This is a genomic window from Syntrophomonas sp. UBA5494, assembly GCF_002426325.1.
Window position 1 is genome coordinate 1 of record NZ_DIPG01000142.1, and the last position, 14,170, is coordinate 14,170.

12 protein-coding genes are annotated in these 14,170 nt (G+C 47.5%); 9 read left to right on the forward strand and 3 right to left on the reverse strand.

Features of this window, described 5'->3' with window-relative positions:
* Both B3W37_RS15905 and B3W37_RS15910 read right to left on the reverse strand, forming a co-directional pair.
* The coding region (locus tag B3W37_RS15905; protein WP_483176404.1) for an LCP family protein at positions 1-1,035 on the reverse strand (1,035 nt) is incomplete at its 3' end.
* Positions 1,036-1,060: 25 nt separating this feature from the next.
* Positions 1,061-2,119 (reverse strand): glycosyltransferase family 4 protein, encoded by a 1,059-nt coding sequence (locus B3W37_RS15910; RefSeq protein WP_483169569.1) that lies wholly within the window; start codon positions 2,117-2,119, stop codon positions 1,061-1,063.
* Between the two features lie 213 nt (positions 2,120-2,332).
* Here B3W37_RS15910 and csaB point away from each other — a divergent pair, with 213 nt between their 5' ends.
* From csaB to B3W37_RS15925, 3 genes are read left to right on the forward strand one after another with little or no spacing between them, the layout of a single operon-like run.
* Entirely contained in the window at positions 2,333-3,412 is a 1,080-nt protein-coding gene (gene csaB, locus B3W37_RS15915) for a polysaccharide pyruvyl transferase CsaB (protein WP_483176405.1), read from the forward strand.
* A gap of 45 nt (positions 3,413-3,457) precedes the next feature.
* A complete protein-coding gene (gene murJ / locus B3W37_RS15920; protein WP_483169573.1) occupies positions 3,458-4,954 on the forward strand; it encodes a murein biosynthesis integral membrane protein MurJ in 1,497 nt (498 codons plus the stop codon).
* A 5-nt stretch (positions 4,955-4,959) separates the two neighbouring features.
* Positions 4,960-7,002, forward strand: coding sequence for a DUF5693 family protein (locus B3W37_RS15925; RefSeq protein WP_483176406.1), 2,043 nt, complete (start codon positions 4,960-4,962; stop codon positions 7,000-7,002).
* A gap of 54 nt (positions 7,003-7,056) precedes the next feature.
* Here B3W37_RS15925 and B3W37_RS15930 read toward each other — a convergent pair whose 3' ends face one another.
* Positions 7,057-8,448 (reverse strand): sigma-54 interaction domain-containing protein, encoded by a 1,392-nt coding sequence (locus B3W37_RS15930; RefSeq protein ID WP_483176407.1) that lies wholly within the window; start codon positions 8,446-8,448, stop codon positions 7,057-7,059.
* Positions 8,449-8,926: 478 nt separating this feature from the next.
* Between B3W37_RS15930 and B3W37_RS15935 the strand changes: the two genes are divergently transcribed.
* The 6 genes from B3W37_RS15935 to B3W37_RS15960 all read left to right on the forward strand — a co-directional run.
* Positions 8,927-9,697 carry an SDR family NAD(P)-dependent oxidoreductase gene (locus B3W37_RS15935; protein ID WP_483176408.1) on the forward strand — a complete coding sequence of 257 codons (771 nt, stop codon included), beginning with the start codon at positions 8,927-8,929 and terminating at the stop codon, positions 9,695-9,697.
* Positions 9,698-9,760: 63 nt separating this feature from the next.
* Positions 9,761-10,180: a Zn-ribbon domain-containing OB-fold protein gene (locus B3W37_RS15940; protein WP_483176409.1), complete on the forward strand. Its 420-nt coding sequence runs from the start codon at positions 9,761-9,763 to the stop codon at positions 10,178-10,180.
* Complete coding sequence (locus B3W37_RS15945) at positions 10,177-11,343, forward strand: thiolase family protein (protein ID WP_483176410.1); 1,167 nt, start codon at positions 10,177-10,179, stop codon at positions 11,341-11,343. Before B3W37_RS15940 ends, B3W37_RS15945 begins: the two co-directional genes overlap by 4 nt.
* A 36-nt stretch (positions 11,344-11,379) precedes the next feature.
* A complete protein-coding gene (locus B3W37_RS15950) occupies positions 11,380-12,168 on the forward strand; it encodes an enoyl-CoA hydratase/isomerase family protein (RefSeq protein WP_483176411.1) in 789 nt (262 codons plus the stop codon).
* Positions 12,169-12,244: 76 nt separating this feature from the next.
* Positions 12,245-13,417: an acyl-CoA dehydrogenase family protein gene (locus B3W37_RS15955; RefSeq protein ID WP_483176412.1), complete on the forward strand. Its 1,173-nt coding sequence runs from the start codon at positions 12,245-12,247 to the stop codon at positions 13,415-13,417.
* Between the two features lie 26 nt (positions 13,418-13,443).
* The coding region (locus B3W37_RS15960) for a CaiB/BaiF CoA transferase family protein (protein ID WP_483176413.1) at positions 13,444-14,170 on the forward strand (727 nt) is incomplete at its 3' end.

Consider the following 14,170-nt stretch of genomic DNA (forward strand, 5'->3'; position numbering starts at 1 on the left):
GCTGCTCTTGGAATCGCCAGATGATTTTCCACTGTCGTTATTCACGCTTTGATTGGTTCCAGAACTGCTGCTGCTCGATGACTTGGGCTGCACCACTACCGATCCTTCTTGAACAACCGCAACAGTCTGTCCTGCCAGCATCTTGTCAACCAACCCATTTACGCTGGATTTATCCGCCACCCAATAACTCTGCAGCAATTGGTTGTCAGCGCCCATCTGATCATAAAAATATCCCGGCAGAGTCTGGCTCACCACCGATTCAGCCGTAAATTTGGGCGCCCAGCTGCTAAGTTTGAGCATGGTTTTCAGTCCCATATTGGTATCTAAATATGGACGGGCTTCATTAATCAGAGCCGGCAATTTGGGTATGGTGCTGGGCTGCAAAATCTCTGCAGCCAGAGCGGTTAGAAATTGCTGTTGTTTGCTGGCCCGGTCGATATCACCCAACTGATAATCACGATAGCGTACAAAAGCCAGGGCCTGGCTCCCATTCAGGCGCTGCAGCCCGGGATAGAGGTTTATGCCCTCGATGGGCTTGTACATCCTTTGGGGAACGTCAATCGTCACCCCTCCCAGGGTATCTACCACTTTGGCAAATCCTTCAAAGTTTAGTTCCACATAATAATCAACCGGTATGCCCATTAAATTCTGAACCGCCTTAACCGAAGCCTCCGGGCCTCCATATGCATAGGCCGCATTGATTTTGCCAACCTCGCCGCCGCTAAGCGTAACCCGGGTATCCCGGGGAATGGAAACAACGGCTACCTTGTTTAAATTGGGATCAATAGTAACCAGGATGATCGTGTCTGAACGTGATGCGGTTTCTCCTTTACGCTCGTCCGACCCCAGAACCAGGATACTGGTACGCTCGCCGGGCTGTTCAGGCTCGGCCGGCTGATTCTCCTCTGCCGAGATACTCGGTTGATTGCGATTGAAAAGGTTGGCCATTCCGGCACCGGCGCCAAAACAGATTCCGAACACCAGTGCGGCCACCAGCACGAATTTAAAATAAAACTTTAGTGTAGTCTTACGCATTAGTAGTGGCTCCTTTGGTTAATGGCTATACATCAACACTGCGGTCGGGAGAAGGGCGCCCCCGGTTGCGGCCGGTCAGCAATCCGATGCGATCTGCGCCCAAGACAATAACAAATAACAGTAAAGACAACAGTAGTGATGCTTTGGGGCTGGTGGCAAAAGTCAACAAGACGGCAATCCCGCTGAAGAAAGCGCTGATGCCGTAGATGATAAACACGCTGCGGCGGTGGCTCATTCCCATGGCCATCAAACGATGATGCAAATGGTCTTTGTCGGGCAGAAAAATCGGTTTACGATTATTAATGCGGCGTATTATGGCAAAAAAGGTATCGAAAATGGGAATACCCAGGATAACGATCGGTATCAGCAAAGAAACCACCGCTGTGCCTTTGGCAGTACCCATAATGGCCAAACAAGCCAATACAAAGCCCAAGAAGTTCGAGCCGCTATCCCCCATAAAGGTGCGCGCGGGGTGAAAATTGTAAGGGAGAAACCCGATGATGGCGGCAACCAGCAACAAGGCTGCCATAGCCACGTCCACCTGTCCCTGGCGCAATGCCACTATCCCCATGGCAGTAGCGGCGATTGCCGAGACTCCTCCAGCCAATCCATCCAGGCCGTCGATTAAGTTTATAGCATTGGTAATCCCTACGATCCACAGGAAGGTTAACGGGATGCCTAAGAACCCCAGAGCCAGCATGCCGTCAAAAGGATTGGTCATGAAGTGCACCATAGCCCCGTAATACATCGCTACGGCGGCAGCCAAAGACTGACCCAGAAGCTTGACCAATGGGGAGAGATGATAAATATCGTCGGCTGCCCCGACCAAAAAAATGATAGTCGCTCCCAGTACCAGCCCCAGCATAGGCCCGGTAACCTTGGTAAAAATGATCAGACTGAGCATAAAAGCCGCAAAAATCGCCAGGCCGCCCAATCGGGGCATTTCAACTTTATGCACCTTGCGTTCATCCGGGGGGTCAATTGCTCCCAGATTGCGCGCCAGTTGAGTTGCCAATGGCACACATAATATCGAAATAAAGAAGGTACTTATCAATGCCACAGAAATATGGGCATAAGTCAGCATTTGGTTACTCCTCCCCCAAGTCCAAAGCTAGGTTCATTCTAACACCGCTATTTTAGGTTGTCTATATGGCAAGTATAGGATAAAACCCTGTCAAGAGGTGACGAATATTGAGTAATTGGGAGATATATTGCTATCAGACAGGCCTAGTAATATAATTAATGAGATGGTCCGGGGGCAAACCTAGACCATTTAGTTTTAGTGAGGAGTACGGTAATGAAGATCGCCTTGTCAGGTTATTATGGGTTTGACAACGCTGGTGATGAAGCCTTATTATTGGCCATCACCTCATCCATCAAAGCCATGGCCCCAAAGGCTGATTTCGTTGTGTTTTCTGGAAATCCTGCCCGGACAACTGCTTCCCACGGCCTCTATGCGGTTTATCACAAAAACCCCTGGCAAGTGTGCCGGCAGTTGCATCAATGCGACCTCTTAATCAGTGGCGGAGGTAGCATTTTTCAGGATGTTACCAGCGCTCAATCCCTGTGGTATTATATCGGGGTGGTGGCCCTGGCCAAACTCTTGGGCAAACCGGTGATGTTTTACGCCCAGGGGGTGGGGCCCATAAATCTGCCCCTGAGTAAATGGCTGATGCGTTTGATCGCTAATAAGGTGAATATAATCAGTGTGCGCGACCGGGAATCGGCCGAGCTTTTGAAGCAATTGGGCGTTGTTAAGCCCCCTGTCCTGGTGACTGCAGATCCGGTATTCGCCCTGCAGCCGAATGAGGACGATAAGCGGGCTGTTTCCGGCCATTTGCCGGCTTCGCCTTGCATCGGGGTTTCCGTCCGCCGCTGGGCCGCCCTGGAAGGCTATCAAGCCGCTTTGGCGCAAGTATTAGACGCACTGGCGGATCAGGGCTATCAAATCCTGTTTCTGCCCATGAGCTGGCCTGAGGATGTATCCGAATCACAGCGAGTGATGGCTCTCATGCGGCGCCCGGCGACGTTATTGAACCAGAATCTGAGCAGCGGAGAACTCCTGGCCGTGATCAGCCAGTTGGATATGATGATAAGTATGCGCCTGCACGCTTTGATATTTGCAGCCACCCAGGGGATCCGTTTCGCAGGAATATCTTATGACCCCAAAGTGGAGTCCTTCCTGGGACAATTCGCTTTAAACCCGCTGCCCCTGGATGCCGGGGGCATGGCAGCACAGATCGCCGAAATTCTAAATGACAGTAAAATGCAGCAAGCAGTCATGGAGATGGCCGCGGAGCTGCATCGCCGCGCACAAGAAAACGCGCGCCTGGCATTGAACTTAATACCCAGAAAGGCTGTCGCCAGCAACAAGTAGAAATCGATTTCAGAGCACGGCTACTGATTTTAAAGAGGATAACAGATGAGCAACAAAACCGGAAAAACCTTCATAGGGGTTTCAATCACCATTTTTTTCTCCAAGCTTTTGGGCTTTGTCCGCGAGATAGTCTTTGCCTCAGTGTTTGGAACTACAGTTTTAGCCGATATGTTTCAGGTGGTATTCAGCTTTCCCAGCCTGTTTTTTTCAAGCATCGGCACCGCCTTGTCAGCTGTCAATATACCTGACCTGACCTATTTCATCACCCAACGTTCCAAGGAAGAGCGCAACCAGTATCTGGCCAATTTATTTGCCCAGGTTACCCTTTTAGCGACCGCAATCACTTTACTGGGCATTGTTTTTGCACCGGCTTTGACCCGTATTATTGCTCCGGGATTCAGTTCGGAAGTTACTCATTTAGCAGTCTTGCTAACCCGGATCATGATGCCCACCCTGTTATTTGTCAGTTTAACCTTTCTGACCGCCGGGGTTTTGCAAGTACATCAATATTTCCTGGTGTCTGCCAGTATCAGTATCCCTTTTAATATGCTTATAATAGCCTCCCTGCTATGGAGGGGCAGCGACCTGGTCTTTCTGGGCTATGTAACCACCCTGGGGTGGCTCTTGCAGTTCTTGATCCAACTCCCGGTGCTGATCCGCGAAAAATACCATTTGCGTTTTAAACTGCAATGGAGCGATCCCTATATTCGCAATACCTTCAAAAGCCTGCTGCCTATTCTCATGGGCAACTCCCTTTTGCAGCTGTGTTTGATCATCGACCGTACCTTTGCCACTCATCTCTCACCGGGCACGGCTGCTTCCCTGGCCTTCGGCGGCAATCTGTTTGTCACCATAACCAGCGTTTTTATCGTGGCTATGACTACAGTAGTCTTTCCGCGTTTATCCCAGTATTGCCTGGATAGAGATTTCGAACGGATTAGGTTCTTATTGGGGCAGGTCTTTAAAATGCTGCTGTTCATTCTTTTGCCTTATCTTCTGCTGGTAATCTGTTATCATAAAGAAATCATAGCCCTGGTTTATCAACGCGGGGCTTTTGGAGCAGAATCTACCGCCATGACTTCTTTAGCCTTCTGGTTTTACAGTTTTGCGGTACTGGGCTACCTTTGCCAGGAGGTTTATAATCGCGTTTTTTATGCTTTGAAACGCTTCAAGATGCCTATGATCGCCAGCGGCTGCTGCATACTCATAAATCTGGGTCTGGATTATGTTTTGTTTCGTCCGGCAGGAATAGGCGGCTTAAGCCTTTCTACCTCGGCAACCATGCTGCTCTATGCAGTCTGGATGTCAGTCATGCTAACCAGAGAGATCGGGGCTTTCATCAACCGCGATCTGATCTTATACCTTTTTAAGCTGCTGCTTCCCGCTCTGGCCATGCTGGGAGTAGTGTGGGGCTTTGATTTTCTGAGTATAGGCCGATCCAGCTTGGGTTTTCTGCTGCCCTTGGCAGCCAGCATGGCGGCGTATTTAGGCATCGCTTATTTACTGGGCCTGATTAAAGTGTTTTTCTTAAAGGAGGTTTAAGGCTGGTGAATAATCACAAATTGAAATGGCTGTTATGGGGCGGGTTGTTGCTGTTCCTGGTTTTATCCTATAGCGGCTGGCAGCTGCGTACTGGCATCGAAGCCAATAACCAGCGGCTGATCACAGTAGCCGATTATCGGGAGATGTCCCGTTCGGCAGCTACCGCCAATGTCTCCATGGACAGTGTCCTAGAGCGCCTGCAGAACAATGGAGTGCGTCATATCGGGCTAAAAGAGACCAGCCTCCGCGAATTGGCGTTTCAAGGCGATGTGTACCTGTGGAGTTTCGGCGAATTTCGCACCTTCCATGAGGCCAATCAGCCCCAGCTGTGGAACAAGGTTTTAAGCAGCATGGGCTCTCAACAGGTAAGCCCCGCCAATCTGGTGGCGGTTACCAGCCAGGAGCAGGTTGCCCAATTTTTAAGTACGCAGCTGGAGTCCCGCTACCAGGCTGGACAGATAATCCGCCTAATCGAAGGGGAAAACCATTATTTTATTATAAACAGCGCCGCTGCCGTTCTCGACAAGCGCAAGGAAATACAGCCTCAACTCGATATGATACTGGGTTTTGATCCCCGGGAAATCGAGCAGATCAAGGCCTATGGCTTAGAGATAGTCTTGCGCCCGGAAAACAGCAAGGGCACATCCCTTGAATATTTGCAGGAATACGAGGCTATTGTCCGTGATTACGACGTCAAGTACCTGGTTTTTTCCAATGAGGTGAGTGGTCAACCCGCTCATCTCGATAACATATCCGATCTGGTCAACCGCTATGGCCTGATGATCGGGGTAGTAGAAACACCGGAACAATTAGGCTACGTTAATACCCCCGGTCTGGATGAGGTGCTGGAGAAAACCGGGTATCCCATCAATAGGCTCTACACCTCGGTTAATGATGACTTCGTCAAAAGCATTGATGACAGATATTATCGCTGGGTGCGCGCCGTAGTCGATCGTGGCATCCGCATCCTATATGTGTCACCTTTCAAGGATTTAAAGCTGGATGCCGGACAGAATTTGGATAATACTATCGACACCATTGGGCGTTTTCATGAGACTATGCAGGCCAAAGGCTTTATTTTGAATGAGGAACTGCCCATTCATCCCAATCAGACCCCCTCCCCCTGGCACCGTTTTATGGTGTCATTAAGTTTGGTTTTTGCAGGCAGCCTCTATCTGTACTACCTATTTAAATGGAAACCTCTTTATCTTTACCTGTTGCTGCTCCTGGGAGGAGCTTTCAGCCTGTTCGTTAACCTGTTCACGGGGCTCGATCTTTCCAAGCTATACGCCCTGGGGGCGGCGATTTTGTATCCAACTTTGTCCAGCCTGCTATTGCTGCTATACCTTCGCGACCGGCGGCATCACCCCTTATGGCTGAAGACCCTTTATGGCTTGCTGCTGGTGGTGGGGATCAATCTTCTGGGCGGATATACTGTAATAGCCAGTCTGGCAGACATCCGCTATATCATGAACATAAAGATTTTCAGCGGGGTTAAATTATCCTTCTTCCTGCCCTTGTTACTGTTCATGCTAAATTATTTCAGCTGTTTCAAAGGCGAAGATAAGCTTAGTATGGCGGTATGGAAGACCCTGCAGTTAAAGCCCAGCTACCTGGTCCTGTTCTTATTCGCAGTAGCTGCGGCCGCGGGATATTATTATCTGGGGCGGAGCGGCAACAATATCGTCAGTGTATCTTCATTAGAACTGCGGGTGCGCGAAATCCTGGAAATGATATTTCCCGCCCGGCCGCGTTTCAAGGAAATCATGATTGGTTACCCGGCCCTAATCTCTGGAGTATACCTTTATCATAAGTGTCGCCAGGATTTCATACTATTCATATGGGGCCTGGCGGTGACAGTCGGCAGCATTTCTATGGTCAACAGCTTCTGCCATGTATTTACCACTGCCTCAATATCACTGCAGCGCAGTTTAGCAGGGATTCTGGTGGGGGCAGTAATAGGCCTGGGCGTGGTCCTGGGCATAATGCTTTTGGAATGGATAGCCAAACGGTTTTTTCCAGAGATACTCAACTATGATTACCGGTAATGAATAGGCTGTCCCCGAGAGTCGGAAGTCTCCAAGGACAGCCTGATATTTACTCTATGGTCTTTCCCTGAGCTTAGCATACAGTTTTGTCCTGCTAATTCCTAATATTTGCGCAGCCTTAGTTTTATTGCCTTTCACCTGCTTTAATGTTTCCAGAATTTTCGATCGTTCGTAGGATTCATATTTCTCCCAAGGCGATATATTGTCATCTTGGACTTCTGTTAATTGCCGCCTGAATCCGTTGGTTGAGTTGCCCAAAATGGCATTGATCTCCTCCATAGTGATGGTATCGTCTTCTGAAAGTATGACTAGTCGTTCCACTACATTCTTTAATTCTCTTATATTGCCATACCAGGGGTACTCTTTTAACTTTGTCATCGCTTTTTTGGAAAATTTCTTTTTAGTGTTATATTTGCTATTTATGTTGCCAACGAAATACTCACAAAGCGGTTCAATATCTTCTGGCCGTTCTCTAAGCGGTTTAATGTGAATGGGAAACACGTTCAACCTATAAAATAAGTCCTCTCTAAAGAGACCATCCCTGACTCTCTGAGGAAGGTCTTTGTTGGTTGCAGCTAAAATTCTTATGTCTAATTTTATGTTTTTTATTCCCCCTACTTTTCTGATTTCACTGGTTTCAAGGGTCCGAAGAATTTTGACCTGTATGTCATAAGGACAGTCTCCTATTTCGTCCAAAAACAGAGTGCCTCCGTACGCTATTTCAAATAATCCGGTTTTACCTCCGCGAATCGCACCTGTAAATGCTCCATCTTCGTATCCGAAAAGCTCGGTTTCCAACAGGTTCGGCGGTATGGATGGAATAACTACCGGAATAAAAGGGCCATCCTTTCTTTTACTTTTCTGGTGAATTGTTTTGGCCAAAACCTCTTTTCCAACACCAGACTCCCCGGTTATTAGCACTGCAGTATCAAAAGGTGCTACTTTAATAATTTTTCCAGCCAGCCGCTCCATTTCAGAGCTTTCAAAAACCAGTTCATTTTCTAAAAACAGAATTTCTCTCAAACACTGGACTTCACCCTGATACCTTTCATTTTGGCGCCTTAATTTTTCGAGTTGGTCTTTAAGCTCGGTAAGTTCCTCCAGAATTGTTGATGTTGATAAGTAGTATTTAATACTCCCGTCTTTATCGTATATGGGGCGAACGATGCTCATAAATTCTCTACCGTTTTTTGTAAGTATGATACCCGTCTGTATACCTTTACTTTTAATATTTGCCAACGAGCGGGTAATGTAACCTGCTTTTATCAACTCCCTGGTCGTCATCCCCAACCATTCATCCTGAGAGATGTTCAGGAAATCACACAGACTTTTGTTCATCCAAATGACCCGGCCCTCCTCATTACTGAGGGCAACTGCATCCGAAATACTGCTTAAGATGTCAAAAAAATCTTCACTAGTCAAGTCGGATAGGTTATTTTGAAGCATTATAATACCCCCCCATTTTTCAAGACACTAAAAGTGGTCATCTGTTTGACTGTCTCTCGCTCTGAAAGAATCTCCAGGACAACCTTAGCTTTGAATTCTGGCGTGGAGTTGTGCCTTGCATTCATGATGTTAGTATAACTTAGATTTGAGATTTGTTGTCTCACCCTATGGGAGCATTATATCCATCGGCCCCCACTTTTTTGTATGATATTGTTCTTGTCCATTAATATCTTTATGCCGATTTAAGGCACTTTAATACAACTGAGTACCAGCTCTGAAATATACGCTAAACCTCCATTTTTCCCGATATATAGGTCTTTCGCTGACTGTTCACCCCGCGCCAATGGGTTGGCATACATGTTGCGTTTACTTTTTGCAACGAGGGAGGAGGTATAAGTAGAAATAATGATTCAGAATATCCGAGGTGAATCAAGAAGACAGGTGTTCACGTTATTTCTTTATTGAGGAGGATGAGTTTATGGACATTAAAAACAGAGTGGCGGTAGTGACAGGAGGGGCTTCCGGACTGGGTGAAGCTACTGTGCGGAGACTGGTCCATAAGGGTGCCCGGGCAGCAATACTCGATATGAATGAAGCCAGAGGCAATGATCTAATAAACGAATTGGGCCAGGATAATGTTGTTTTTTATAAAACTAATGTGGCGGTCACCGAGGAAGTTCAAATGGCAATTGATGAGGTAATGGAAAAATGGGGCCATATAGACATCTGCTGCCCGATCGCGGGCATTGGCAGCGGCGAGAGGACTGCCAGCAATAAGGGGCCGCACAGTTTGGAAGTTTTCAGAAGGACCATCGAAATAAATCTGATTGGGAATTTTGACACTATCAGGCAATGTTCATTTTATATGCTCAAGAATGAACCTAATCATAATGGCGAAAGAGGAGTTATTGTCAACTGTTCATCCGATGCGGCATTTGAAGGGCAGGTCGGTCAAGTTGCTTATGCAGCCAGCAAAGCAGCTGTAATAGGCATGACATTGGTTATTGCCAGAGATCTGAGTGGTCATGGCATTCGATGCTGCGCCATCGTCCCAGGCCTCTTTGACACGCCAATACTGAAAGGAGTACCTGAAGCAACCAAAGAAGCGATTGCAAAAGGCATTCCTTTTCCATCACGAATGGGTAACCCCGATGAATTTGGATTCCTGGTAGAACACATTATTGAGAACCCCTATCTAAATGGTGAGTCGATTAGGCTTGACGGAGCAGTGCGCATGCAGCCGAGGTAGCAGAAATCCACACACCCAATATTTCTGTGTAGCTAAAGACTTAATGAAAGGTGGGGTAAACACATGGGTAAGCAAATCATTTTTCACCCCGGTGCATTGGACGAAAGGGAAGGCAAACTGATTCAGATGGGAAATAAATGCAATAGATGCGGGAAGACCTCGTTTCCAGCAGTTGAGCTGTGTCCGGCATGCTCATCTGACGATGTGGAAAAGGTGCCTCTTAGTACGGACGGAACCGTATTTTCCTGGAGTGTAACTAGGGTTCCTGTAGGCCCATTCAAACCACCTGTTATCGGCGCTTATATTGATCTACCCGAAGGAACGCGCATATTTGCTCAGATTCGTTCTGACGCAGATAAGGTAAAAACCGGTATGAAGGTAAGAGTGGAAACCGGCGTTGTGTGGACAGAGAAAGACGGAACTGAAGTTCTGGGTTATTATTATGTGCCTATCGAGGCAGGATGCGGAGGTGTACGTCAATGAGAGATGTGTTCGTGCTTGGGATTGGTCAGACCATTTTCGGGAAACACTCTGACAAAACCGTCAATGATCTGGGTGCAGCGGCGACATTGGCTGCAATCAAAGATGCTGGCATCTTCCCTAAAGAGCTTCAAACCGCATATTGCGGAACATTATATAGTCCGCCTAATCCTGTCCAGTCTATTCTCACTCGCCTGGGCATAGACAGGATCCCCATGTACACCGTTGAAAATGCATGTGCCAGTGGTTCCAGCGCGGTCCATTTATTGTACAAAGATATAGCCTCAGGTTTTTGCGACATTGGTATCGCTTTGGGTGTAGAGTCGCTATCCGCTTTTCAGAGGAAGTTTGGCAAAGGACTTCTGGTCATAGAGGGAGACCTGCAGGGAAAGCTGGGCCTGACTATGCCCTCTTTTTTTGCCAAAATGTGCAACCGGCTCATAGAGCAACGCGGTGCAACACTTGAGGATATTTGTTATCCGTCAATCAAAAACCATAAAGCTGGGATGACCAACCCATATTCACAATATAAAACCGAGGTTACCTTCGAAGAGATTATGGCTTCTGCTATGATTGCAGACCCAATTACAGTATTGCAGTGTTGTCCACAAAGTGACGGGGCCGCAGCGGTCATCCTCTGCTCCAAGGAATATTACAAAAACCACAATAAGAATAAGAAACGTCCTGCGGTTAAGATAGCCGGTTCTGTTATCTCGGTCAGTGGATATGAGGACTCTTCCTTTGATCCTCTGGCTTTAAGAAGTATGATCGATGGCGCAAAGATCGCTTGCGATATGGCAGGGGTGGATGCCCGGAAGGACATTGACGTAGTAGAGATGCACGATGCCTTCTCCGGCGAGGAATTGGCCGCCTATGAAATGTTGGGCCTCTGTGGCCCGGGCGAAGGCGTAGCTTTCGCACGCTCCGGGGCTGCAGAACTAGGCGGGCGCTGCCCGGTCAATCCCAGTGGAGGATTACTGTCTATGGGTCATCCTTTGGGAGCTTCAGGGGTGCGTGTAATAATCGACGTGGCTAGACAGCTTCGGGGTGAGGCCGGTGCAAGCCAGGTGCCAGGAGCCCAAGTAGGCATGACTCAAATGCTGGGTGGAGTACTCACCAATATGGAATCTGCAGTTGTTGCAGGGATTCATATTCTGGTAAAGTAGCCAGCGCTGAAAGTATGGAACTCGGAGGTGGTTTAGTTGAATCGTCGGGATATTATTTGCGATAGACGCGATCAAAGCTTGTGGATTTACCTTAATCGTCCCCAGGACATGAATTCTATTACTTCCGTCATGATGTTAGAAATCCAGGACGTTCTAGCCCTGGCGCAAGTTGATGAAGATATAAAAGTAATTGTTTTAGTTGGTAAAGGCGCTGCATTTTGTGCCGGTGCCGATCTAAAGGAAGTATATAGATACCTTTCTAAGGAAGCCAGTGCAGAGCCTGATTTCTTTGACATAGTTGAGCAAACCTTTGATCTCTTGATTAATTTTCCTAAACCTATAATAGCAGCGCTAAATGGTATTGCTTTAGCGGGCGGATTGGAACTGGCTATGACTGCTGATCTTATCATTGCCGCTGAGTCGGCCAAAGTCGGTGATGCACATTCCAACTTTGGACTATTGCCAGGAGCTGGCGGCTCTGTGCAACTGCCTCGTAGAATAGGCACTAATCGTGCCAAGTATCTCATGTTTACCGGTGAATTTATATCGGCTGCGGAAATGAAGGAGTTCGGACTGGTGAACCAGGTGGTGCCAGATGATGAATTGGATACCGCAGTCCAAAAATTAGCGGGAAAACTGTCGACTAAAAGCCCTTTGGTATTGCGAACCATGAAACAGCTGGTGCGGGATGGAATGGAGCAGCCAGTCGGGATCGCTTTGAAAACTGAGTTACTTTCCTTGCGCCAACATTTAAGATCTTACGATTCTGCCGAGGGGTTAAAAGCCTTTGTGGAAAAGCGCAAGCCGGAATTTAAAGGATTCTAATCAGTTTATTGGGATATAGACACTATCCGATAAGCCGGGTCCCAAGATGGAATGGATCGGGCCATGATTTATCAACATGAAAGGACTTGATGATATGAATTCAATACTGCCATATACAGACGAACATAGAATGTTTCGGGCAGGCTTTGCTAAATTCGTTGAGAAAGAAATTGTGCCCTATTATGACCAATGGGAAAAGGAAAGGATTATTCCGCGTGGACTTTATAAGAAGATGGCCGATTACGGCTATTATAATCCGGATGGGGACCCGGAGTATGGCGGTGATGGAGGCGATTTTCTATACTGGCAGATCATATTCGAAGAATTGGGGCGGAAGGGCTTCCTGAGTGTTCACACTATTGTTACCGCAGCCATAATGATTCCTTACTTCAATGCCTTTGGCACCAAGGAACAAAAAGACCGCTGGCTTAGCGACTTGAATTCGGCGGAGAAACTATGCGGTTTGTGTTTAACCGAACCTGGTGCGGGATCAGATGTCCAAGGGATCATTACCCGGGCGGTGAAAGATGATGATGATTGGATAATCAATGGTTCCAAAATGTTTATCTCCAATGCAGTAAATGCTGATATGTTCGTGGTTGCAGCCAGAACGAAATTTGATGGCAAGCCATCTGAGGGTATGAGCTTGTTTGTGGTTGAAAAGGGTACCCCGGGTATGGAAATTGGCCCTCAAATTGAAAAAATCGGACAGCATGCTCAGGATACCTGCCCGGTTTATTTTGACAACTGTCGGGTGCCCTCATTCAATCTTCTGGGGAAAGAAAACCATGGTTTCGTACAGATGATGCATCGGCTCGGACGGGAAAGGCTGTCTATTGCTTTGCTGGCGGTTGCCAATTCAGAAGGCGCACTGGAACTGACCATGAACTACACAAATGAAAGAAAGGTGTTTGGAAAACCGTTGGCATCCTTCCAGAATACCCAGTTTGTTTTGGCTGAACTAGCAACTCGGATTGCAGTGGGCAGAGCTTTCGTGGAAAAATGCATCCTATTGGAGATGGCTGGCGAGAATGTAGATGTTGTTGCGGCTATGGCTAAAAACTATACTTGTGAGCTGCAAAACCGGGTGATGTACGAGTGTCTCCAGCTGTTTGGCGGTTATGGATACTGTGCGGAGTATGAAATCTCCAGGAGATTCGTAGATGCCCGAATACAGAATATTTACGGAGGCACCACCGAAGTCATGAAATTGATCACTGCCAAGGCGCTCTACAGCGGGCAGCTATAATTTGGACCGGGATGTTCTGCACGCAGTTGCGGAGTGAAAAGGAGCGATTAAGTATGGGTTTACCGTTAGATGGGATTAAGGTTATTGATCTATCGCGTTTGCTGCCGGGGCCGCTTTGCACACTCATTCTTGCCGATTTGGGCGCAGAAGTCATTAAGGTTGAAGATCATATGGGCGGAGATTATATCCGCTGGATAGAACCCAAAATGAAGCACCAAAACCCGACATTCTATGCTTTGAACCGAAACAAAAAGAGCATACGGCTTAATCTGCGCTTTGAGGAGGGCAAGGAGATACTAAAAAATCTCATAAGGTCTGCAGACGTGGTAGTGGAAACATTTCGCCCCGAAGTTATGGAGCGATTAGGATTGGGCTGGAATCAATTAAAAGACATTAATCCTCACCTAATCTACTGTTCGCTTACCGGCTACGGACAGAATGGCCCCTACAAGGAACTGCCCGGACACGATTTAAATTATTTGGCCATTACCGGAGCCCTTAGCATGATGCAAACCCGTGGGGGGGTGCCAGTTATGGCCGGTCTACCAATAGCTGATATTGGCGGAGGATCGTTGCCCGCTGCCGTTGCTATTCTGGCAGCTCTATACAGTGTGCGTTCCACAGGAATCGGTCAATTTGTTGATGTTGCTATGGTCGATGGTTTGAGTTTTTTCCTGAGTTTTTTAATGACGCAATATATGGCTGATAAAGACCTGCACCGTATTGAAAATGATTGGATTAACGGCGGGTATG